Origin of the sequence: Mesorhizobium sp. RIZ17, assembly GCF_051127865.1 — a bacterium.
Classification (GTDB): Bacteria; Pseudomonadota; Alphaproteobacteria; order Rhizobiales; family Rhizobiaceae; genus Mesorhizobium; species Mesorhizobium humile.
This window is the reverse complement of sequence record NZ_CP147861.1, coordinates 2208861-2232111: the sequence shown is the minus strand read 5'-3', so window position 1 is coordinate 2232111 and position 23251 is coordinate 2208861. Positions and strand designations below refer to the sequence as shown.

The 23251-nt window shown below is 65.3% G+C and carries 20 protein-coding genes; 14 read left to right on the top strand and 6 right to left on the bottom strand.

Translation table 11 applies throughout. From position 1 onward, the window contains the following. Positions 1-51 precede the first annotated feature (51 nt). From WDX12_RS10990 to WDX12_RS10975, 4 genes are all read right to left on the bottom strand, one after another. Positions 52-1587 (bottom strand): DegQ family serine endoprotease, encoded by a 1536-nt coding sequence (locus WDX12_RS10990; protein WP_434724879.1) that lies wholly within the window; start codon positions 1585-1587, stop codon positions 52-54. Between the two features lie 186 nt (positions 1588-1773). Further along, the gene (locus WDX12_RS10985) at positions 1774-2520 is read right to left on the bottom strand and encodes an MBL fold metallo-hydrolase (RefSeq protein ID WP_434724878.1); all 747 of its coding nucleotides are present in this window, start codon (positions 2518-2520) and stop codon (positions 1774-1776) included. A 14-nt stretch (positions 2521-2534) separates the two neighbouring features. Then, positions 2535-3701 carry a diphosphate--fructose-6-phosphate 1-phosphotransferase gene (locus tag WDX12_RS10980; protein ID WP_434724877.1) on the bottom strand — a complete coding sequence of 389 codons (1167 nt, stop codon included), beginning with the start codon at positions 3699-3701 and terminating at the stop codon, positions 2535-2537. 260 nt (positions 3702-3961) lie between these two features. Continuing rightward, positions 3962-4630: a L,D-transpeptidase gene (locus WDX12_RS10975; protein ID WP_224610225.1), complete on the bottom strand. Its 669-nt coding sequence runs from the start codon at positions 4628-4630 to the stop codon at positions 3962-3964. A gap of 332 nt (positions 4631-4962) precedes the next feature. Between WDX12_RS10975 and WDX12_RS10970 the strand changes: the two genes are divergently transcribed. The 3 genes from WDX12_RS10970 (at position 4963) to xylB (ending at position 8447) form a co-directional block, all read left to right on the top strand. Beyond that, positions 4963-5586, top strand: a complete 624-nt coding sequence (locus WDX12_RS10970) for a LysE family translocator (protein WP_320294137.1) — start codon at positions 4963-4965, stop codon at positions 5584-5586. A gap of 4 nt (positions 5587-5590) precedes the next feature. Then, positions 5591-6910, top strand: coding sequence for a tetratricopeptide repeat protein (locus WDX12_RS10965; protein ID WP_434724876.1), 1320 nt, complete (start codon positions 5591-5593; stop codon positions 6908-6910). A gap of 82 nt (positions 6911-6992) precedes the next feature. Beyond that, positions 6993-8447: a xylulokinase gene (xylB, locus tag WDX12_RS10960; protein WP_434724875.1), complete on the top strand. Its 1455-nt coding sequence runs from the start codon at positions 6993-6995 to the stop codon at positions 8445-8447. A 197-nt stretch (positions 8448-8644) separates the two neighbouring features. Here the strand turns inward: xylB and WDX12_RS10955 are convergent, their stop codons facing one another. Continuing rightward, a complete protein-coding gene (locus tag WDX12_RS10955) occupies positions 8645-9007 on the bottom strand; it encodes a nuclear transport factor 2 family protein (RefSeq protein ID WP_434724874.1) in 363 nt (120 codons plus the stop codon). A 112-nt stretch (positions 9008-9119) separates the two neighbouring features. Between WDX12_RS10955 and xylA the strand changes: the two genes are divergently transcribed. From xylA to WDX12_RS10940, 3 genes are all read left to right on the top strand, one after another. Beyond that, complete coding sequence (gene xylA, locus WDX12_RS10950) at positions 9120-10445, top strand: xylose isomerase (RefSeq protein ID WP_434724873.1); 1326 nt, start codon at positions 9120-9122, stop codon at positions 10443-10445. A gap of 199 nt (positions 10446-10644) precedes the next feature. Continuing rightward, positions 10645-10848: a hypothetical protein gene (locus WDX12_RS10945; protein ID WP_434724872.1), complete on the top strand. Its 204-nt coding sequence runs from the start codon at positions 10645-10647 to the stop codon at positions 10846-10848. Positions 10849-10939: 91 nt separating this feature from the next. Continuing rightward, entirely contained in the window at positions 10940-11725 is a 786-nt protein-coding gene (locus tag WDX12_RS10940; RefSeq protein WP_320294131.1) for a TIGR01458 family HAD-type hydrolase, read from the top strand. Between the two features lie 59 nt (positions 11726-11784). On the opposite strand, the gene WDX12_RS10935 is transcribed toward WDX12_RS10940, so the two are convergent. Beyond that, positions 11785-12765 carry a GlxA family transcriptional regulator gene (locus WDX12_RS10935; RefSeq protein WP_434724871.1) on the bottom strand — a complete coding sequence of 327 codons (981 nt, stop codon included), beginning with the start codon at positions 12763-12765 and terminating at the stop codon, positions 11785-11787. Positions 12766-12896: 131 nt separating this feature from the next. Between WDX12_RS10935 and WDX12_RS10930 the strand changes: the two genes are divergently transcribed. From WDX12_RS10930 to WDX12_RS10895, 8 genes are all read left to right on the top strand, one after another. After that, positions 12897-13820, top strand: coding sequence for a 3-keto-5-aminohexanoate cleavage protein (locus WDX12_RS10930; RefSeq protein WP_320294129.1), 924 nt, complete (start codon positions 12897-12899; stop codon positions 13818-13820). A gap of 13 nt (positions 13821-13833) precedes the next feature. Next, the gene (locus WDX12_RS10925) at positions 13834-14457 is read left to right on the top strand and encodes an HD domain-containing protein (RefSeq protein ID WP_434724870.1); all 624 of its coding nucleotides are present in this window, start codon (positions 13834-13836) and stop codon (positions 14455-14457) included. 5 nt (positions 14458-14462) lie between these two features. Continuing rightward, complete coding sequence (locus WDX12_RS10920) at positions 14463-15593, top strand: carnitine 3-dehydrogenase (protein ID WP_320294127.1); 1131 nt, start codon at positions 14463-14465, stop codon at positions 15591-15593. 4 nt (positions 15594-15597) lie between these two features. Next, a complete protein-coding gene (locus tag WDX12_RS10915; RefSeq protein ID WP_320294126.1) occupies positions 15598-16761 on the top strand; it encodes an acyl-CoA dehydrogenase family protein in 1164 nt (387 codons plus the stop codon). Positions 16762-16825: 64 nt separating this feature from the next. Then, positions 16826-18904: an acetate--CoA ligase family protein gene (locus tag WDX12_RS10910; RefSeq protein ID WP_434724869.1), complete on the top strand. Its 2079-nt coding sequence runs from the start codon at positions 16826-16828 to the stop codon at positions 18902-18904. Beyond that, complete coding sequence (locus WDX12_RS10905) at positions 18897-19679, top strand: carnitinyl-CoA dehydratase (protein WP_320294124.1); 783 nt, start codon at positions 18897-18899, stop codon at positions 19677-19679. The genes WDX12_RS10910 and WDX12_RS10905 overlap by 8 nt, the downstream gene beginning before the upstream one ends. 214 nt (positions 19680-19893) lie before the next feature. Then, positions 19894-20826: an alpha/beta hydrolase gene (locus WDX12_RS10900; protein ID WP_434724868.1), complete on the top strand. Its 933-nt coding sequence runs from the start codon at positions 19894-19896 to the stop codon at positions 20824-20826. A 463-nt stretch (positions 20827-21289) separates the two neighbouring features. Beyond that, positions 21290-23242 carry a hypothetical protein gene (locus tag WDX12_RS10895; protein WP_430699225.1) on the top strand — a complete coding sequence of 651 codons (1953 nt, stop codon included), beginning with the start codon at positions 21290-21292 and terminating at the stop codon, positions 23240-23242. Positions 23243-23251 lie beyond the last annotated feature (9 nt).

The window sequence follows — 23251 nt, the reverse complement described above, 5'->3', positions numbered from 1 at the left end:
GCAACAGGAATCTCGGCGACCCGCCAGTATCCGGCGGGTCGCCACGCGCGCTCAGCCGGTGGCGAAGGGCACGGCGACGAAGATCTGCGCATCGCCGCGATCGACCAGCAAGAGCACCGACTTCTTGCCGGACTTGCCGGCCTCGGCGATCGCCTGGTTGGCCTGCCGTGCATTCTTCACCGGCGTCTGGTCGACGGCGACGATAAGATCGCCGGGCTGGAGGCCGGCGGCCGAGGCCGCCTTGTCCGGATTGACGCGCGCGACCACCGCGCCGTGCTGGTTGTTGGCAAGATTGAGCTGGTCGCGGATATCGGGCGTGAGGTCGGTCAGGCCGAGGCCGAGCGAAGGAACGCGAAGTCCTTGTTCGGCCGATGGGCTGCGGCCTTCATTGCCGTTCGAGGCGGTCTTCTGATCATCGGCGTTGCGGCCGACATCGGCGGAGATCTGCATCGCCTTGCCCTTGCGCCAGACATCGACGGTTTCCTTGGCGCCCGGCGACACGTCGGCCACGGCGCGCGACAGGTCCTTCGGATCCTTGATCTCCTGGCCGCCGAAGCCGGTGATGACGTCGCCGGTTTCAATACCAGCCTTGGCCGCCGGCGACCCGTCGGTGACCTGGGAAACCAGCGCGCCGGCCGGATGATCGAGGCCGATGGCGCTGGCGACATCCGGGGTGACCGGCTGGATCTGCACGCCGAGATAGCCGTATTCGATGTCGCCGCCCTTCATCAGCTTGGCGACGACCTTCTCAGCCTGGTCCGACGGGATGGCGAAGCCGACGCCGACACTGCCGCCATTGGGCGAATAGATGGCGGTGTTGATGCCGATGACATTGCCGTTGACGTCGACAAGCGGACCGCCGGAATTGCCGTGGTTGATCGGCGCGTCGATCTGGATGAAGTCGTCGAACGGCCCGCTATGCAGGTCGCGGCCGCGCGCCGAAACGATGCCGGCGGTGACCGTGGTGCCGATGCCGAACGGATTGCCGATCGCCAGCACCTGGTCGCCGGTCATCAGTCTGTCGGAATCGCCCCATTTGACGGTCGGCAGCGGCTTGTCGGCCTTGATCTTGAGCACCGCCAGATCGTTCTTGGCGTCGTGGCCGACGAGCTTGGCGGGAAGCTCGGTACCGTCGTCGAGCGTCACCTTGATCGAGCTTGCGCCGTCGACGACGTGGTTGTTGGTGACGATGGTGCCGTCAGCGCCGACGATGAAGCCGGAGCCCAGGGCCTCCTGCCGCTGCGGCTGCTGCTGCGGCGGCGTCTTCGGCATCGGCATGCCCTGGTCGCCGAAGAATTGCTGGAAGAACTGGTCGAAAGGCACATTGCCGCCCATCGGCGAACCATCTTCGGCCTGCGCCTTCATCACCGAAGTGATGGTGACGACGGCCGGCTTGGTAACGGCGATGACCGGCGCAAAAGAGCCGTTCGGGGCCGTGATGCCGGGGACGGGGGTCTGCGTCGTCGCGGCCACGGTGCTGAGGCCGGCATTGCTTTGGGCGAAGGAAACGACGACGGGCGAAATGATCAGCGCGGCGCCCAGCAGGGCGGCGACGCGATGTCTGCGAAGAATGCTTGAGGGTGACATGGTCGTTCTGTCCGGGCGAGAGTTGATCCAGCGTCGCGGGCGCTCCCACGGGATCGTCCGTCGACGTGCCGATGGCCGGATTTGCCTGTCTCGCCGTGCATGGCAGCCGGCCGTCTCGACAGACAAGCATCTAGGTCGTGGAATGGCCCGAATTAGGGTTTTTGGGCGACCTTACGAAGATTTAATTCAGAGGGCGCTTACGAAACGCTCCCGCCGACGCAGGTAGGACGAAGCCATTTCGCGCATGCGGGCGGCATCGAAGCTCGGGCCATGACCGCCATGGCCGATGCGGATCGGCAGGTCGAGCAGGCGCTGCATGGTGCGGCAATAGGCCGTACGATCCGAATCCGGCAGATCGTCGATCAGCATGCCGTCATAGATGGCATCACCGGCGAAGAAGAGGCCGTCGGCCTCGTCGAAAAGCGCGATCGAGTCCGGCGAGTGTCCAGGCAGATGCAACACGCGGAATTTCCTGTCGCCGAGATCGACGATATCGCCCTCGTCCAGCGCGCGGATCAGCGGGGCGGAGGGAATGCGGTAATCGGCCGCCTTCCAGTCCGGCGCCGGCAGCTTCGAGACGGCGCCGTCGAGATTGTGGAACATGTAGGCGTAGGTGACGGCATCATCCATGTCGTCGAACCGCGCCGCGCTCATCTTCGGCCCCATGCGCAGCGGGAATTCGTGCAGCGAGCCGACATGGTCGAGATGGATGTGCGTGGCGACGACGATGAGCGGCTTGCCGGCCGGCGTGTCGATCTCGGGTGCCAGCGGCCGGATGCCCATGCCGGTGTCGACCAGCAGGTCCGCGTCGCGACCCTTCAAGTGCCACATGTTGGCACGCACGAAATCATGCACGAAGGGTTCGGTCAGCATCGTCGTGCCGGCATCGACTTTCGCCTTGCCGAACCAGTCGCCAACCTCAAGCTCGGGCATCGGGCCACCGCCCATCAGACGAACGGCTTCCCGACCTTGTATTTTTCCGGCACCAGCCGCTTCAGATAGGCCATGCCGGCTTCCGAAAGCTGGTTGGCGTCCGGCTTCATAAAATCGTCGGGCATATGCCGTGTCTTGCCGGCCACCGCCTTCAGCGGCACCTTCTTCAGCACGGTCTTCGACCCGTCATACTGGATCGCGACCGAGCCGCCGCCTTCACCGGCGACGGCAACCGCGAAGGCGCCGGCGTCGAAGGCCTCTCTGGCGTCGACAGCGCTGATCGCGCCGACATAGCCGCGTGGCATGTAGCCCAGCGCGTCGACCCGCGCGCGCTTCCCCGGCAGGCCTTCGGCCAAAGCCCGCTCCAGCGCTGCCGGCAGGTCGCTGCCGGACAGCTTGACATTGCCGTGCTGGTCGCGCTCGAGCTTTTCCGGTGGCACAAGGCTTTCGACCAGCGCCTTGCCGTCGGCGGTGCTGACGCCTTCGGAGACGGCGACGATGCAGCGTTTGTGGCGGTCCAGCTTTTCGCGCACTTCATCGATGAAGCGTTTCGCCGAGAAGGCGCGCTCCGGCACGTAGATCAGATGCGGCCCGCTGTCGGGATCGAGCTGCCAGGCGGCCGCGGCGGCGGTGAGGAAGCCGGCATGCCGGCCCATGACGATGCCGACATAGATGCCGGGCAGCGCGCGGAAATCGAGATCGACCGAGAGGAAGGCGCCGGCGACGAATTCGGCGGCCGAGATGAAGCCCGGCGTATGGTCGTTCTCCTCGAGGTCGTTGTCGATGGTCTTCGGCGCGTGCACGAAGGCGATCGAGCCGCCGGCTGCATCGGTCAGGATCTGCTGGGTGCCCGACGTGTCGTTGCCGCCGATATAGATGAAGGCGTCGGCGCCGGCCTTTTTCAAGCCGTTGAGGATGACCTCGCAATAGGCGGCGTCCGGCTTGTCTCGGGTCGAGCCGAGGGCGGCGCTCGGCGTGCCGGCGATCAGCCGCAGCCTGTCCTCCGGGATGCCTGACAAGTCGACATAATTGCCGTCGCGGATGCCGCGCACGCCGTGGATCGAACCCAGCACCTTGGCGCCGGGATGACGCTTGCGGATTTCCAGCGTGGCGCCGACGACCGTCTGGTTGATGACGGCGGTCGGGCCGCCGCCCTGCGCGATGACGAAGGTTCCAGCCATGCTTTTTCTCTCCCTAGAGCATGATGCCGAAAAGTGAGAAGCGGTTTTCGGGCGACATCATGCTCTATCTCTTTGATGTAGAGGCGGATTCAGATTTCAGGTCCATTGGACCTGAAGTCATCCGGCTCCAGGCGAAGGTTTTCATGGCACCTTCGCCTGTCTTGCGGCATCGCGCAACGGAAGAAACTCATGCCTGCCGCGCAAAAATGCTCAGCGGTTTTTGGGCGGCACGCGCCAGAAGAGACGACCGACGGCGTGCGTCAGACCACGACGACCGGGTTCTTCTTGGAGACGCGGCTGTAGAGGTCGATGATGTCCTGGTTGATCAGGCGCACGCAGCCCGACGACATCGCCTGGCCGATGCTCCACCATTCGGGCGAACCGTGGATGCGGTAGCCGGTGTCCTTGCCGTTCTGGTAGATGTACAGCGCCCGGGCCCCAAGCGGATTGGTGAGGCCGCCGGGCTGCCCGCCCTGCCATTTCACCAGTTCGGGCTTGCGCTGGATCATTTCCGGCGGCGGCGTCCACACCGGCCATTCGCGGCCGTACTGGATGTTGGCACGGCCCGACCAGCGGAAGCCATCCTTGCCGATGCCGACGCCGTAGCGGATGGCGTCGCCGCCGGGCTGGACCAGATAGAGCATGCGCTCCTGCAAATGGACGACGATGGTGCCGGGCGCCTCGCCGGTCTTGTCAACGACGATCTGACGGCGAAACTGCGGCTTGACCTTCTGCCACGGCACCTCCGGCACCTGGAAGCCGCCATCGGTGAGCGAGGCGTACATGACATCAGGGCCGGTGATGTTCTTGTCGACGCTGATCGCCGGGCGCATGGGCGGCACGGAACCGGTGACGGTGTTGTCGAGTTGCATTTGCGGCAGGTCGAGCGTGTCGGTGGTGCTGCAGCCGGCCAGGCCGAGCAACGCCATGGCGCCGGCGCCCGAAAGCACGGCGCGGCGGGAGAACTGAATTTCGGTATCGATTGCGGCGCCGTTGGAAGGCGGCGTCAGACGTTGCGGCAACTCGCGCATGCACCAAACCCTACGCTGCCGGCGGGAAGCACGGTCCGGCCGGATCGCAGGCATTTTCGCCACGCATGGTTGAAAAAGGGTGAAAGAGCGGAAGCCGGGCTTAACCCTAACGGATCGTTGCGGCGGCCAGTGGGCCTGCGGCACGGCCCCCGAAGATTTTTCCAACAGGCCCTTTACATTACCGCCGGCCCCAGGATTTATCCTTTTCTTTGCGCTCAAGGAGCAGGGAAATGTCCTTCGAAAACTGGGCCGCCTTCGCCGCCGCCTCTTCCATCCTTCTCGTCATTCCGGGCCCGACGATCCTGCTGGTCGTCTCCTACGCGCTTGGGCAAGGCTGGCGCACCGCGCTGCCGATGGCGGTGGGCGTGGCGCTGGGCGACTTCACCGCCATGACGCTGTCGATGCTCGGCATCGGCGCGCTGCTCGCGGCTTCGGCCACGGTGTTCACCATGCTCAAGGTGATCGGCGCCGGCTATCTCATCTATCTCGGCATAAAGCTGTTCCGCGCCGGCGGCGCGCTGAAGGCGGAGCCGCGCACCGACGCGGTTTCGGCGGCAAAGATGATGGCGCATGCCTGGCTGGTGACGGCGCTCAACCCGAAGAGCATCACCTTTTTTGTCGCCTTCCTGCCGCAGTTCCTCGACCGGCACGCCGACTTCTGGTCGCAGATGCTGATCTTCGAGACGACGTTCCTGACCTTGGCCTTCGCCAACGCGTTCGGCTACGCGCTGATCGCATCCAGGGCCCGCGCGATCGTGCGCAACCCAAAGGCGATCCGCATCTTCAACCGCACCGGCGGCACGCTGCTGGTCGGCGCCGGCATCGCTACGGTGGCGATGCGGTCGGCCAACTGACGCTATGAAGGACGCATTCGGCCTCACCTATTCGGGCGCGACCGAAGCCGGGTTTTCGTCCTACGCCCGGGCCGTGCATGAACTGCAATGCTTCATCGGCGACCCGGTCGGATCGATCGACCGCGCCATTGCCGACGATCCCGGCTTCGTGATGGCGCATGTGTTCAAAGGCTATCTGTTCGGCCTTGCCACGGAGCGGGAGGCGATGGCCGTCGTGCGATCCTGTCATGCGGCGGCGCAGCCGCTGGCCGGCACCACGCGCGAACAGGCGCATGTCGCGGCGCTCGGCCATCTCGCCGAAGGGCGTTGGCATGAGGCCGCGCGCATCCTCGAGGATATCGCGATCGACAGTCCGCACGATGCGCTGGCTTTACAGGTGGGGCATCAGATCGATTTCTTCACCGGCAACGCCCGCATGCTGCGCGACCGCATCGGTCGGGCGCTGCCGGCCTGGCAAAAGGATATGCCGGGCTACCACGCCATTCTCGGCATGCAGGCCTTCGGGCTGGAGGAAATGGGCGACTATGGGCGCGCCGAATCGCTCGGACGGCAGGCCGTCGAGATCGAGCCACGCGACGGCTGGGCGCAACACGCGGTAGCCCACGTCATGGAAATGCAAAGCCGGCAGCGAGACGGTATCGCCTGGATGCGGGCCAATCCGGATGCATGGACGAAGGAGAGCTTTCTCCAGATCCACAATTGGTGGCACCTGGCGCTGTTCCATTACGATCTCGGCGAAACCGACGAGGTGCTCAAGCTCTATGACGGGCCGATCTATGGCGACCGCTCGACCTTGGCGCTCAACATGGTCGATGCCTCGGCGATCCTGTGGCGCCTCAGCCTCGGCGGCGTCGATGTCGGCGACCGCTGGGCGACGCTTGCCGCCAACTGGATCCCGAAAGCCGCCGCCGGCAATTACGCCTTCAACGACGCGCATGCGATGATGGCCTTTGTCGGCGCGGGGCTGGAGGCGCCAGCCGGGACGCTGCTCGAGGCGCAGCGCGAAGCGATGCGCGGCAGCGACGACAATGCCGCCTTCACGCGCGATGTCGGCCATCCGCTGACGCTTGCGATCAAGGCCTTCGGCGAGGGCAAGCACGACGAGGCGGCACGGCTGATCCGGCCGATCCGCTCGATCGCGCATCGTTTCGGCGGCAGCCACGCGCAACGCGACGTGATCGACCTGACGCTGATCGAGGCCGCTCTGCGCGCCGGCGATACCGCGCTCGCGCGGGCATTGACCGCCGAACGGCAACTGGCCCGGCCGGACAGCCCGCTGTCGGCGCTGTTCTCGAGGCGCGCCGCCGATTTGTCAGAGAATTGACCCGGGACGGATCTTGCCCTAAAAACTGGCCAAGCCAGATTTTTTCGAGATCCGAAAAAATTAACGGCATTGGGAGGAAATCATGTATCTCGGCCTCGACCTGGGCACTTCGGGCGTCAAGGCGCTGCTGATCGACGACGGCCAGAAGGTCATCGGCTCCGGCCATGGATCGCTCGACGTCTCGCGGCCGCATCCGGGCTGGTCGGAGCAGGATCCGGCGCATTGGATCGAGGCCTGCGAGACGGCCATTGCCGAACTCGAGGCTTCTCATCCGAAAGAGCTGGCGGCGGTCAAGGGCATCGGCCTTTCCGGCCAGATGCATGGCGCTACCCTGCTCGATGCATCGGACAAGGTGCTGCGCCCCTGCATCCTGTGGAACGACACGCGCAGCCATGTCGAGGCGGCCGCGCTCGATGCCGATCCGCGTTTCCGCCAGCTCACCGGCAACATCGTTTTCCCGGGCTTCACCGCGCCGAAGCTTGCCTGGGTGAAGGAACACGAAGCCAGGATCTTTGCCGCCGTCGCCAAGGTGCTGCTGCCCAAGGACTACCTGCGGCTCTGGCTGACTGGCGAGCACATGTCCGAAATGTCGGATTCGGCCGGCACCTCGTGGCTCGATGTCGGCAAGCGCCGCTGGTCGCCCGAACTGCTTGCAGCGACGTCGCTCGACGAAAAGCACATGCCCTCGCTGGTCGAAGGCACTGAGAAGGCCGGCGGCTTGCGCGGCGAGCTCGCCTCGAAATGGGGCATCGCGGCGGGCATTCCAATTGCCGGCGGCGCCGGCGACAACGCGGCTTCGGCCTGCGGCATGGGCACTGTCGGCGCCGGCCACGCCTTCGTCTCGCTCGGGACGTCGGGCGTGCTCTTCGCCGCCAACGCCTCCTATCTGCCCAATCCGGAAAGCGCGGTGCACACGTTCTGCCATGCGCTGCCCAGCACATGGCACCAGATGGGCGTGATCCTGTCGGCCACCGATTCGCTCAACTGGCTATCGGAAATCACCGGAAAGAGTGCAGGCGACCTGACCGGCGAGCTCGGCGATACGCTGAAGGCGCCGACGGGCGTCACTTTCCTGCCTTATCTTTCGGGCGAGCGCACGCCGCACAATGATTCCGCCATCCGCGGCTCCTTCACCGGGCTGGCGCATCAGTCGAGCCGGGCCGTGCTGACGCAGGCGGTGCTGGAAGGCGTCGCCTTCGCCTTCCGCGACAGTCTGGAAGCGCTGAAGACAGCCGGCACGATGCTGACACGGGTGACCGCGATCGGCGGCGGCTCGCGCTCGCGCTACTGGCTGAAGGCGATCGCCACCGCGCTGCAGGTTCCGGTCGACATTCCCGCCGACGGCGATTTTGGCGCGGCGTTTGGTGCGGCAAGGCTGGGGTTGATTGCCGCGACAGGCGCCGATCCGCTCGGCGTGTGCACGGCTCCCGCGACAGACGCCACGATCGAGCCGGACGCCGGGCTGGGTGGGGCTTTCGCGGATGCCTATCAGAGGTATCGCGCGCTTTATCCGGCGGTAAGGTCGGTAACTGCGTGACTATGCGCGAGGCCCCCCTCTCTGCCCTGCCGGGCATCTCCCCCTCGAGGGGGGAGATTGGCAGTTGGGGCGCCCCGCTCATTCCTGCAACGTGGGAGATTGGCGAAAGCCGAAGCGACAGCCGATCTCCCCCCTTGAGGGGGAGATGGCCGGCAGGCCAGATGGGGGGGCCTCGCACCGCCCCTCCGAAATTGGCCTCACTGCGCCGGCACCTTGTCGAGGAAGCCGGTGACGCTCTTCAACCGGCCGTTCTCGATGACGCCGATATCGGTGCCTTCGATGACGGACTCGACACCCTCCGGCCCCAGGTTCCACGAGAAGCGGATTTGGTCCGCGAAACCGTCCGGCTGACCCTTCAGCGAGAAACGGAAGCCGGCAAAGCGCTGCTGCACGCCGTCGATAAGTGCCGCGACGCCGGCGTGGCCGTCGCCCTGCATGACAGGGTCGCGATAGCTGACATCCTTGGTGAAGGCCGCTTCGAGCAACGTCTTGCGTCGGGCCGCATCGCTCTCGTTCCAGGCGGCGATGTAGTTGCGGGCGATCGTGTTGAGGTCGGTCATGGTCTTGGTCCTTCGTTGGATCGTTTCGACATGACCCTTTTCGCCCCGCAAAAGAGCGAAACCAATTACGCCTGAGGTAATCGGGCAAAAGCACTCGGAGAGGAAGGAAACCATGAGCAGCGGATTTTTCGGCGACATCAAGACAATCAAATATGAGGGGCCGGATTCGACCAATCCGCTGGCCTACCGGTTCTACAATCCGGACGAGGTGGTGGCCGGCAAGCGGCTGGAGGACCATCTGCGCTTCGCCGTCGCCTACTGGCATTCCTTCGCCTGGCCGGGCGGCGACCCGTTCGGTGGCCAGACCTTCGACCGGCCCTGGTTCGCCAAGCCAGGCGGCGTCGACACGATGGAACTGGCCAAGCTCAAGGCCGACGTCGCCTTCGAAATGTTCTCGCTGCTCGGCGCGCCCTATTTCTGCTTCCACGACGCCGACGTGCGCCCGGAGGGCAAGGATTTTTCGGAGAGCGCCGCGCGGCTCGACGAGATCACCGACTATTTCGCAACCAAGATGAGAGAGACCGGCGTCAAGCTGCTCTGGGGCACGGCGAACCTCTTCTCGCACCGCCGCTTCATGTCGGGCGCGGCCACCAATCCCGATCCGGATGTGTTCGCTTATGCGGCGGCGACGGTGAAGAGCTGCATCGACGTCACCAAGAAGCTCAAGGGCGAGAACTATGTGCTGTGGGGCGGGCGCGAGGGCTATGAGACCTTGCTCAACACCGACCTTGCGCGTGAGCAGGAGCAGGCCGGCCGTTTCCTCAACATGGTCGTCGATTACAAGCACAAGATCGGCTTCAAGGGCACGATCCTGATCGAGCCGAAGCCGCAGGAGCCGACCAAGCACCAGTACGACTACGACGTCGCCACGGTTTACGGCTTCCTCAAGCGCTTCGGGCTGGAGAAGGAAGTCAAGCTCAACATCGAGCAGGGCCACGCGATCCTCGCCGGCCATTCCTTCGAGCATGAGTTGGCCCTGGCCAATGCGCTTGGCGTCTTCGGCTCGATCGACATGAACCGCAACGACTACCAGTCGGGCTGGGACACCGACCAGTTCCCCAACAACGTGCCGGAAATGGCTTTGGCCTATTACCAGGTCCTGCAGGCCGGCGGCTTCAAGACCGGCGGCACCAATTTCGACGCCAAGCTCCGGCGCCAGTCGCTCGACCCGGACGATCTCCTGATCGGCCATATCGGCGGCATGGATGCTTGCGCGCGCGGCCTCAAGGCCGCGGCCAAGATGATCGAGGACAAGGCGCTGTCGGGCCCGCTTGCCGAACGCTATGCCGGGTGGAACACGGCCGAAGGCAAGGCGATGCTGTCGGGCAAGCGCACGCTGGAGGAAATCGCCGAACGCGTGGTGAAGAAGAAGATCGAGCCGCAGCCGCGCTCCGGCCGGCAGGAACTGCTCGAAAACATCGTCAACAGGTATGTCTAAACAACGGCAGGCCGCCTCGCGCCCGAGCAATCGGGACGCGGGGCAGGCCTGAAAATTGCATTCGCGAGGGCGGAATGACGCGACAAAACTTTGCCCCGCCCTGCCCCTCAATCGCCTCGCTCTTGCCTTCAAACAGCCGTCACGGAACTCGTATAAACGTGGCTCCTGTGGCGGGTGAAGAAGAAGGAGGCGAACCGATATGCAGCACGAACGCGAAATCGACGCTCTGCTCTCGCCCGGCGAGACTGGTTCGATCATCGATCGGCTGATGGCGCTGCCCCATTCGAACGACGGCGCCCGCAAAACAAATGAATGGGACCGCGCGGTCGCCGCGCGGCTGGAGACGGCGCTGGCCAGGAGCATGCGCTCGCGCATTGTCGGCGAAGGCCGCGACGCCGCCTGACTCTTCCATGGCCTGATTCTTCAGTGACCTGGTTCTTCCTTGGTTTGACGAAGGGAGACTGTTTCTCCATCCTGCATTGATGATACGCGCGGTGCTGCTCGATCTTCTGGGTGTCGTCTACAACGGCGACACCCCGGTTCCCGGCGCTGCCGCAGCTATCGAGCGTCTGCGAAACGCAGGCTTGCCACTGCGTTTCGTCAGCAACACGACGCGCTCGCCGCGTGACGTGATCATCGCTCAGCTGGCCGGGCTGGGCATCAAGGTAGAGGACGAGGAATTGCTAACGCCGGCGCGCGCCGCCGTCGAATGGCTGCGCAAGCATGACCGCCAGCCACATCTGCTCGTTCATCCCGATCTCGAGGTCGAGTTCTCCGGCCTTGAAGGCGGAAGCGGCCGCGCCGTCGTCGTCGGCGATGCCGGCGAGGCCTTCGACCATGCCAGCCTCAACCGCGCCTTCCGTGAACTGGTCGCCGGCGCTGATTTCCTGGCGCTTGCCGTCAACCGCACCTTCAAGGACGCCGATGGCCTGCTCAGCCTCGACACCGGCGCCTTCGTCGCGGCACTGGAATTCGCCAGCGGCCGCAGCCCTGTCGTGCTCGGCAAGCCGTCGCCGGATTTCTTCCTGTCGGCGCTTACCGGTTTGAACTGCCCGGCGGCCGATGCGGTGATGGTCGGCGACGATGCGGAGAGCGACGTCGCCGGTGCGCTGCGCGCCGGGCTCGGTGCGGCACTGCTCGTGCGGACCGGCAAGTACCGCCCGGGCGACGAAACGCGCTTCGATCCGGCGCCTACCGCTGTGGTCGACGATCTTGCGGCAGCGACCGACTGGATACTTAAAGCACGTCGCGCTGAAGCGGATTCAGGCGACGTGCTTTAAGCCTTTGTTTGATGCATGTCGTTGTCCCAAAACCGCTTCGCACTTTTGGGCGACATGCATTAGCCGCGCCGCAGCCTGACCGGCGCTTCGCCGAACGCTCTTGAAAATGCCCTGGAAAATGCCGCGGCGGACGAAAAGCCGGTACGCCCGGCAATATCCGCCATGGCGATACGCGTATCCACCACCAGGCGGCGGGCGGCGGCGAGGCGCAGCCTCTGATAATAGGCGCCAGGCGTTTCGCCGATCGACTTGCGGAAAATGCTTTCCAGCGTCCGCGCCGTCACGCCGGCGCGTTTCGCCACGGCGTCGATGGTGAGCGGCTCATCGACATGCGCTTCCATCAGCCGGATCGCTTGGGCAAGGCGCGGATCGTAACCGTCGAGCCGGCCGAGCGAGACCAGCGGCTGCGCGTCGGTCGCGGCGCGCGCCTGGTCGTAGATGAAGACGCTCGCCACATCGAGCGCGGCGGCCATGCCGAGCCTTGTGCGGACGAGATGCAGCATCAGGTCGAAGGTTGGCGAGGCGCCGCCGGAGGTGAAGACCGGGCCATCGATGACATATCGGTCCGGCCGCACGTCGACGCCGGGAAAGGCAGCCGAAAAATCCTCCATATCCTCCCAATGCGTTGTGGCGCTGCGGCCTTCGAGCAGGCCGGCGCGCGCCACCAGCCAGGTGCCAGCCTCGACACCGCCGCAGGCGCGGGCCGCGCGCGCGGCCCTGCGCAGGCCCGCCAGCAATGCCGACGTAGCGTAGTTCTGCGTGCCGAAGCCGGCGACGACCACCAGCATGTCGGTCGGCTCGGCGGCATCGAAGCGGCCGCTGACCGCCACCGGCAGGCCGCAGGTGGTCACCGGCGCCTCGCCGGTGACCGAGACCAGCTTGAAATCGAACAGCGTCTCGCCCGAAATGCGGTTGGCGGCGCGCAACGGGTCGACAGCGGAAGCGACGCACATGATCGACGAGCCCGAAAACACCAGGAACGTCACCTTGAGTGTTTCGCGTTCGGATCGAAAGATGGTCGGTTTTTCGCTTTTGATCATGAGGCCTTCGTAAAACGCAAAACAGTTTCCGGCAAGTCGGGCATTCTTGATGAATTCCTGTGCATGCCGTGCCGTTGTCGGCTCCCGCTTCTGGGTGGCATGCTTGGCCGATCGAATCTGGGAGGATCAAGATGCCGCTTGCGATGAACCGCGAGGTCTTCATTACCTGTGCCGTGACCGGCTCCGGCGGCACGCAGGACCGCAGCCCGCATGTGCCGCGCTCGCCCAAGCAGATCGCCGATTCGGCGATCGACGCGGCCAAGGCTGGCGCCGCGATCGTCCACTGCCACGTGCGCGACCCGGAGACCGGCAAGCCCAGGCGCGACGTGCATCTCTACCGCGAGGTGACCGAGCGCATCCGCGAGGCGAATGTCGACGTGGTGCTGAACCTCACCGCCGGCATGGGCGGCGACATGGTGTTCGGCTCGACGGAAGCGCCGCTGCCGCTGAACGAAAAAGGCACCGACATGGGCGGCGCCACCAACCGCATCGAGCATGTGCGCCAGTGCCTGCCGGAGATCTGCACGCTGGATTGCGGCACGATGAATTTCAACGAGGCAGACTATGTGATGACCAACACGCCCGGCATGCTGCGCGCCATGGGCGGCATGATGACGGCGCTGGGCGTCAAGCCGGAGATCGAGGCCTTCGACACTGGACATCTGTGGTTCGCCAAGCAGCTGGTCGAGGAAAAGGTACTCAACCCGGATGCGCTGGTGCAGCTTTGCATGGGTGTGCCGTGGGGCGCGCCGGACGACCTCAACACCTTCATGGCGATGGTCAACAACGTGCCCTCGACCTGGAACTGGTCGGCCTTCTCGATCGGCCGCAACCAGATGGCCTATGCCGCTGCGGCCGTGCTTGCCGGCGGCAATGTCCGCGTCGGGCTGGAAGACAATCTGTGGCTCGACAAGGGCGTGCTGGCGACCAACGCGCAGCTGGTCGAACGCGCGGCCAGCATCGTCACCAATCTCGGCGCCCGCATCCTCGGGCCGGAGGAAGTGCGCAAGAAGCTCAACCTCACCAAGCGGGCGCCCCTAGCTGTCGCGGCTTGAGCGGGAGCTGAGAATGGCTACCGTCAAATTCACCGCGATGAAGGACGGCGACAAGGAAGACTACGAATTCCTGACCGCCCATGAGATCGACTACGCCGCCAGGACCGGCGATCGGCTGCTCGATGCGCTCGTGCAGCTGGACGAGGGTCTTTCCGGCTACAAGATCACCCGTCTCGGCCATTCGCTGCAGGCGGCGACGCGCGCCTGGCAGGACGGCGCCGACACCGACTGGATCGTCTCAGCGCTGCTGCATGACATCGGCGACATCTACGCGCCCTACAATCACGACGAATATGCGGCTGCGATCCTGAAACCCTTCGTGCGCGAGCAATGCACCTGGGTGGTGGAAAAGCACGGCGACTTCCAGCGCCTCTATTACGCGCACCACCTGGGCGGCAACCGGCACGCGCGCGAGCGCTGCGCCGGCCATCCTTATTTCGACGACTGCGACCGGTTCTGCGAGCGCTGGGACCAGTCGAGTTTCGATCCCGACTACGAGACGCTGCCGGTCGAGTTCTTCCGGCCCTTCGTGCTCGAAGTCTTCGCCCGCAAGGCCTACGACCCGGCGGTGATCCGCGCCGGCGAGCGCGTGGCCCTCACCAACCTCGATACAGCCAAGATCAGAACCGGAGCCTGACAAGCATGAGCATCATCAACAAGGCGGCCGCAATCGGCGGCGGTGTCATCGGCGCCGGCTGGGTGGCGCGGCTGCTCTTGAACGGCATCGACGTATCGATCTTCGATCCCGATCCGGAAGCGTCGCGCAAAGTAGGCGAGGTGATGAAGGGCGCGCGCCGCGCCTATAAGCAGATGCTGCCCGGCGGCCTGCCCAAGGAAGGCAAGCTCACCTACGCCAAGACCATCGCCGAGGCGGTGGCCGATGCCGATTTCATCCAGGAAAGCGTGCCGGAGCGGCTCGACCTCAAGCACAGGGTGCTGGCCGAGATCGACGCGCATGCGCCGGCCAATGCCATCGTCGGCTCGTCCACTTCCGGCATCAAGCCGACCGACATGCAGGTGGCGATGAAGAAGCATCCCGAGCGGCTGGTGGTCGGCCATCCGTTCAACCCGGTCTATCTGCTGCCGCTGGTCGAGATCGTCGGCGGCGAACAGACCTTCCCGGAGGCGATCGAGGTCGCCAAGGAGCTCTATGCCTCGATCGGCATGAAGCCGGTGGTGGTGCGCAAGGAGATCGAGGCTTTCGTCGGCGACCGCCTGCTCGAAGCCGCCTGGCGCGAGGCACTGTGGCTGGTCAAGGACGGCATCTGCACCGTCGAGGAACTCGACGACATCATGCGCTATTCGTTCGGCCTGCGCTGGGCGCAGATGGGCATGTTCCAGGTCTATCGCGTCGCCGGCGGCGAGGCCGGCATGCGCCACTTCATGGCGCAGTTCGGGCCGTGCCTGAAATGGCCGTGGACCAAGCTGATGGACGTGCCGGAGTTCAACGACGAGCTGGTCGACCTGATCGCCACCCAGTCGGACGAGCAGGCGCACGGCCTGTCGATCCGCGAGCTGGAAAAGATCCGCGACGACAATCTGGTCGCGATCATGGAAGCGCTGTCGAAGCAGAACAAGGGCAAGGGCTGGGGCGCCGGCGCGCTGCACAAGGACTATACCAGGCAGCTCGCCAAGCTGGCGGCGAAGAAAGCCCCCGCCACGGCTCCCGCAAAGACCAAGGCGACCAAGCCGGCGAAGAAAGCCGCAAAGCCGGCAAAGGCTGAAAAACCCGCCAAGGCCGACAAGGCGAAGAAGAGCAAGAAGAAGGGCTGAGGCGATGGATTTCGGTCTTTCGGAAGAACAGAAGCTCATCGTCGAGACGACACGGGCCTTCGTCGAGAACGAGCTTTACCCGCATGAGCGCGAGGTGGAGCGCACCGGCGAACTGCGCCGCGAGCTGATCGACGAATTGAAGGCCAAGGCGATCGAAGCCGGGCTCTACGCCGCCAACATGCCGGCCGATGTCGGCGGCGCGGGCCTCGATACGGTAAGCTGGCTGCTCTATGAGAAGGAGCTCGGCCGCGCCAATTACGCGCTGCACTGGACCTGCGTGGCGCGCCCGTCCAACATCCTGCTCGCCGGCACGCCGGAGCAGCGCGAGAAGTACCTCTTCCCCTGCATCCGCGGCGAGAAATGGGACTGCCTGGCGATGACCGAGCCGGGCGCCGGCTCCGACCTGCGCGGCATGAAGGCGACCGCGGTGCAGGACGGGTCCGACTGGGTGCTCAACGGCACCAAACACTTCATCTCCCATGCCGACATCGCCGACTTCGCCATCGTGTTCATGGCCTCGGGCGAAGAGGATTCGCCGCGCGGCAAGCGCAAGAAGATCACCGCCTTCTTCGTCGACAAGGGCAGCAAGGGTTTTTCGGTGCGCGACGGCTACCGCAATGTCTCGCATCGCGGCTACACCAACTCGATTCTGGAGTTCGACGACTGCCGGCTGCCGGCTTCACAGGTGCTCGGCGAAGTGCACAAGGGCTTCGACGTCGCTAATTCCTGGCTCGGCGCCACGCGGCTGCAGGTCGGCGCGACCTGCCTCGGCCGCGCTGAACGGGCGCTGTCGCACGCCATCGAATATGCCGCGCAGCGCCAGCAGTTCGGCCAGCAGATCGGCAAGTTCCAGGGCGTTTCGTTCAAGCTCGCCGACATGGCGACGGAACTGAAGGCCGCCGACCTGATGGTCTTCGAAGCCGGCTGGAAGTACGATCAGGGCACCGTCACCGACCAGGACATGGCGATGGCCAAGCTGAAGGCCACCGAGATGCTGGCCTTCGTCGCCGACGAAGCCATCCAGATCCACGGCGGCATGGGGCTGATGGACGACCTGCCGCTGGAGCGCATCTGGCGCGACGCCCGCGTCGAGCGCATCTGGGAAGGCACGTCGGAGATTCAGCGACATATTATTTCGCGGGCGCTGCTGCGTCCGTTCGGAGCCTAGGGCATGATGCGCCAAAGCCAGGATCTGGCTTTGGACGGGATCGTGCTCAAACGAAAAGATGACCATGCATAAACTCGAACGTCTCCTGCGCCCGAAATCGATCGCCGTGTTCGGGGGGGCGCAGGCCGCCGCCGTCGTGGCGCAATCGATCAAGATGGGCTTTGCCGGCGAAATCTGGCCGGTGCATCCGACCAAGGACGAAGTCGCCGGCCGCAAGGCCTACCGCTCCGTCGCCGACCTGCCTGGAGCGCCGGACGCCGCCTTTGTCGGCGTCAACCGGCATCTGACCATCGAGGTGATCAAGGCGCTGGCCGAGCGCGGCGCCGGCGGCGCCGTGTGCTTTGCCGCGGGCTTCCTCGAAACCGAGGCCTATGACGAGGACGGCGAGCGGCTGCAGGCGGAGCTCGTCGCCGCTGCAGGCGATATGCCGATCATCGGCCCCAACTGCTATGGCCTTATCAACTATGCCGACGGCGCTCTTTTGTGGCCCGACCAGCATGGCGGCATCCGGCTGGCCGAAGGCGGCAAGGGTGTGGCCATCATCACCCAGTCGTCCAACATCGCCATCAACATGACGATGCAGAAGCGCGGGCTGCCGATCGCCTTCCTGATGACGGCCGGTAACCAGGCCCAGACCGGCCTTTCGGAAATGGCGTTGGGCCTGATAGAGGACGAGCGCGTCACATCGCTCGGCCTGCATATCGAGGCTTTCGACTCGGTAGCCGGCTTCGAGAGGCTGGCGGCACGAGCGCGCGAGCTGAAGAAGCCGATCATCGCCATGAAGGTCGGGCGGTCCGAACAGGCGCGGCAGGCGACCGTATCGCACACCGCTTCGCTCGCCGGCTCGGACGCCGCCTCCGGCGCGTTCCTGAAGCGGCTCGGCATCGCGCGTGTCGATTCGATTCCGGCCTTCATCGAGGCGCTGAAGCTGCTGCACATCACCGGACCACTGCCTGGCTACAAGCTGTCCTCGATGAGCTGCTCCGGCGGCGAGGCTTCCGTGATGGCCGACAGCGCCGAAGGCCGCTGGGTGCATTTCCCGACGCTTACCGATCACCACCGCGCGCACGTCAAATCGACGCTCGGACCGCTGGTCGCGGTCGCCAACCCGCTCGATTACCACACCTTCATCTGGAATAACGAACCGGCGATGACCGCCACCTTCACCGCCATGGTGTCGGGCGGCTTCGACCTCAACATGCTGGTGCTCGACTTTCCGCGCCCCGACCGCTGCTCGGACGTCGACTGGTGGGCGACGCTGCGCGCCTTCGAGGCGGCGCTGAAGACCAACAAGGCGCAAGGCGCGATCGTCTCCTCGCTGCCGGAAAACCTGCCCGAGGAATACACAGCCGGCCTGATGGCGCGCGGCATGGTGCCGTTGTTCGGCATTTCCGAAGCGCTGGACGCTGCCCAGGCCGCCGCCTTCATCGGCTGGGCCTGGCGCGAGCCGCAGGCGCAGCCGGTCGACACCACGGCGGCGGGAGTGACTGAAGCCAAGCGCGTGACGCCGGACGAGGCCGAGGCCAAGGACAGGCTGATCAAGGCCGGCCTGCCGGTGCCGAAGGGCGAGCGCGCTTCCAACGCGGTCGAGGCGGTGATCTCGTCCATGGCGCTGGGTTTCCCGGTGGCGCTGAAGGCGCTCGGCGTGACGCACAAGTCGGAGGTCGGCGCGGTCAGGCTGAACCTCAAGGACGCCGAATCCGTCAGCACCGCGGCGCACGACCTTCTGCCGCTCGGCACCGGGCTCTATGCCGAGCGCATGGTGCGCGACGGCGTCGCCGAGCTGATCGTCGGCTTCACCCGCGACCCGATGTTTGGCGCCGTCATGACGCTTGGCACCGGCGGCGTGCTGGTCGAGCTCCTGCGTGACAGCGTCACCCTGATGCTGCCGGCGACGCGCGACGACATCGAGGCGGCATTGCGTGGGCTTAAGCTCTATCCCTTGCTCGAAGGCTATCGCGGCCGGCCGAAGGCCGACGTCAACGCCGCCATCGACGCCATCGCCGGCATTGCCGACTTCGTGCAGAAGAACGAAGGCGAGATCGAGGAACTAGACATCAACCCGCTGATCGTCTGCGCCGAAGGCAAGGGCGCCTGGATCGCGGACGCCCTGCTGGTGCTTGGAGAAAAGAAGAATGGCTGACGTCATCACCACCCGCCGCGAAGGCACGATCCTGGAGGTCACGCTCGACCGGCCGAAGGCCAACGCCATCGACCTCAAGACCTCGCGGCTGATGGGCGAGACGTTCAAGGCATTCCGCGATGATCCCGACCTGCGCGTCGCCATCGTCAAGACGGCCGGCGACAAGTTCTTCAGCGCCGGCTGGGACCTGAAGGCGGCCGCCGCCGGCGACGCCGTCGACGGCGACTATGGCGTCGGCGGTTTTGCCGGATTGCAGGAATTGCGCGACCTCAACAAGCCGGTGATCGCCTGCGTCAACGGCATGGCGGTGGGCGGCGGCTTCGAGCTGGCGCTATCCTGCGACCTCATCTATGCCTCGGACCATTCCTCCTTCGCGCTGCCCGAGATCCGCGCCGGCACGCTGGCCGACGCAGCCACCATCAAGCTGCCGAAGCGCATTCCCTACCACATCGCCATGGACCTCCTGTTCACCGGCCGCTGGATGGATGTCGCCGAGGCGCATCGCTGGGGCCTGGTCAACGAAGTGCTGCCCAAGGACAAGCTCGAGGAGCGTGTCTGGGAGATCGCAAGATTGCTCGCCGGCGGCCCGCCGCTGGTTTTCGCGTCGATCAAGGAGACGGCGCGCGTGGCCGAGGCACTGACCTTCCAGGACGCCATGAACAAGGTGACGCGCCGGCAGTTGCCGACGGTCGATATCCTCTATGGGTCGGAAGACAACATGGAGGGGTTCCGAGCGTTCGCGGAGAAGCGCGACCCGGTGTGGAAGGGTCGATAACGTCGGAGATGACGGCGCCAGGCCCCCCTCTCTGCCCTGCCGGGCATCTCCCCCTCAAGGGGGGAGATTGGCAGCTTCTGACCCGGCGCATTTCCTGGGACGTAGGAGATTGGCGAAAGCCTTGGCGACATCTGATCTCCCCCCTTGAGGGGGAGATGTCCGGCAGGACAGAGAGGGGGGCCTGGGCGCCGTCATCTAGAGTTGGCCACCCTTCATGACCGACTACAAAACCCTGATCGACGCCGAGACCTGGGCCTTCATCGAGAAGACCAATTCCTATTATCCGCCTGATACGATCGACTACACGATCGCCCAGCAGCGTGCCATCTACGACCGGATGTGCCGGGAGTTCTTTGCCGGCTATCCGCAAGGCGTGAGCGCCGAGACAACGACCATCGCCGACGGCGTGCCGGTCCGCATCTACCGCAACGCGGCGCCGAACAAAGCCGCGATGGTGCTCTACATCCATGGCGGCGGCTTCATCCTTGGCGGGCTGGACAGCCATGACGATGTCTGCGCCGAGCTTTGCGCGCGCACCGGCTATGAGGTGGTCTCGGTCGACTACCGGCTGGCGCCGGAGCATCTGCATCCGGCCGCCTTCGACGACGCGATGGACGCCTTCGAATGGGCTGCCAGGACCTATGACTGCGCGATCGTGCTTTGCGGCGACAGCGCCGGCGGCAATCTCTGCGCCGCGGTCGCTCACGCCACGCGCGGCCATGTGAAGAAGCCAGCCGGCCAGATGCTGATCTATCCCGGCCTCGGCGGCGACCACTCAAACGGCTCCTACGTCACGCATGCCGAGGCGCCGATGCTCACCGTGCGCGACCTCGACTTCTACAAGCATATCCGCACCGGCGGCGTGGACCGTACCGGCGACATCACGCTCTACCCGCTTGCCGATGCCGACTTCGCCTATCTGCCGCCGACGGTGCTGATCACCGCGCAGTGCGACCCACTGTCGTCCGACGGCGAGGCCTATCGCGACCGCATCGTCGCAGCCGGCGGACACGCCACCTGGTTCGAGGAGCCGGGCCTGGTGCATGGCTACCTCAGAGCCCGGCACATGGTCGGCCGGGCACGGACGAGCTTCACCCGCATCGTCGAGGCGGTATCGGCCCTCGGCCGGGGCGACTGGATCTGGTAACGCCGCTAGAGCTTTTCACCGTTTCACGGAAACGGCGAACCGCTCTATCTCCTTTTGGCGCAATTTCGGACGGAAAACCGCTCACACTTTTCCTGAAATTGCTCTAGCGGCCGGGAACGCGTTCCGCTCCGCTATCCTGACATGAACCTTTCCACGCCGGCCGGCGACTGATGGCCAGGCGCCGCAATGATGCGGCCCGGAAAGGGAAAGCCCCATGACCAGAAACCCAGAGACTCCACGGTCTCCGGGAACAACGGGAGCCCAGCGCGATCACCGCCTTCGGGACGGGGTCGACGCGCTGGGCTTTCGGCTGATTCCGTTGACCCTGCCCAGGAGCAGGCGTATCGTTACGCAGAGGAAAGCAGACAATTCGATCGGGGAAGAACGTGCCGCAACGCCGCGACTTGCCCTGGTTGGCGCGGTAGGGCGGGATGTCCCTCCCAGCGGCTTCGGGGGGAGTTCAATGTCTTGCTCGTTCGTGCCCACGCGCGCATCCCGTTTGCGCCGCGCAATCAAGGCAACCAGCGGAATTCTTGCTTTGGCATTGAGCGCCGGCCTCTGGTTCGGCAGCGCCGCCCAGGCGCAGGAAACCCAGATCATCTATCCCGGCTCGATGGCGGTCACCGGCTTCCCGGGCACCGTTATCCCCGGTTTCGACCAAGGCCTGCCGCCCGGCGTCGACCCGGTTGATGAAACGTTTATCGACACATCGCGCGCGACGTTGCGCGTTTTCGACGTCTCGCATCTGGGCGGCCCGGCCTCGGGCCAGCTCGTCAACACGCCGCCGCCCTTCGAGGTGACGGCCGGCCAGATCGGCGAGGTGTTCGGCCTCACCTATGACGACGGCGTGCGCGATGGCGTGCCGTCGGGCATCCCCAACCTTTATGCCGCCGCGACCTCGTTGCATGGCGTCGAGATCGTCACGCCCGACGCCGACGATGACGGGCGTCCGGAGCGGCAGCGTCGCGGCACCGCGGGCGCTGCCTTCATGGACGGCCAGTTCGGCACCGAGAATGGCGGCGGACCAGGCACGATCTGGAAGATCGACGGCATCACCGGCGCCGTCTCGAAATTCGCCGACATCGACACCAACAGCGGGCCGGGCATCGGCAACCTCGCCTTCGACCCGATCCACCGCCAATTCTTCGCCTCGGACCTCGACACCGGCCTCATCCACCGCATCGACGCCAACGGCCATCTGATCGACACGTTCGACCATGGTGTCGCCGGCCGCCCGGCGCATGGGCTTGGTCCCGTCGCCGACGACGGCGCCGTCATGGACATCCAGGGCGCCGCCTTCGACACCGAAGATCCCGAGACCTGGGGCTATACGCAGGACGAGCGCCGCGTCTGGGCGGTCTCCTATCATGGCGGCCGGCTCTATTATTCGGTCGGCGAAAAGTCCGAGATCTGGTCGGTCGGCATCGCGCGCGACGGCACGTTCGCCGGCGATCCGCGCTGGGAACTGACGGTCAAGGCCGACAAGGACTATGCCGTCACCGACATCGCCTTCGACAACAAGGGCTTCATGTATCTGGCCCAGCGCGGCCCGGTCGAAAACCGTTACGATTACAGCCGCTTCGCCGATTCCGGCAAAGGCGAGCTGATCCGCTACTGGCGCGAGGACCCGGATGATCCGGCGACGGAATCGGCCTGGGTCGAGGTGCCGCAGGAATATGCGGTCGGCTTCCCGCAAGGCAACCGCCAGTCGGCCGGCGGGGTCGATCTGCAATATGGCTATGACGCCGAAGGCAATCTCGACACCTCCGTCTGTACCGACACCGTCGTCAACACCGGCGACAAGCTGCGCGACAACCCCGAGCTTGCCGAGCGGCTCGCCGCCGGCGGGCCGCTTGCCGTGCATGGCGTGCAGCTGACGCCGAGCGCGCTGGTCAAGCCGGCCAACGTGCCGCCCTTCGGCTCCTGGTTCGTCGATTTCGACGGCTATTTCGAAGACCCTGAGGTCGAAGGCCATGTCGGCGACGTCAGGGTCTGGCGCCCCTGCGAGGGCCGCGCCGGCTACTATGAGGAAATCCCGGGCGGCTATCTGCCTCCCTTCTACCCGCCGGACTTCCCACCGCCCGGCAACCTGCCACCCTGCGTGGATGTCGAGGACGTGCACTATTACTGCACGCCGCGCGGACTCCAGGCCGATCTCTATCTCCATGACCATGCCGGCTTTGGCGGCGATTCGATCAAGGCGCAGTCCGGGACGCCCGGCGTCGGGGTGACAACCCCCATGTCGCATGTTCCGGGCAGGCCCTACACGATCGATATCACCGGCCATTATCCTGGCGACACCGTCAATGTCGGGCTTTGCTTCTATCGCAAGTCCGACCAGGACAAGGGTGGCTACTACCCTTGCTGCAAGATGACGCTGCCGCTCAGAACGCCAGCCGTCAGCTGCGAACGTTGAGGGAGGGAC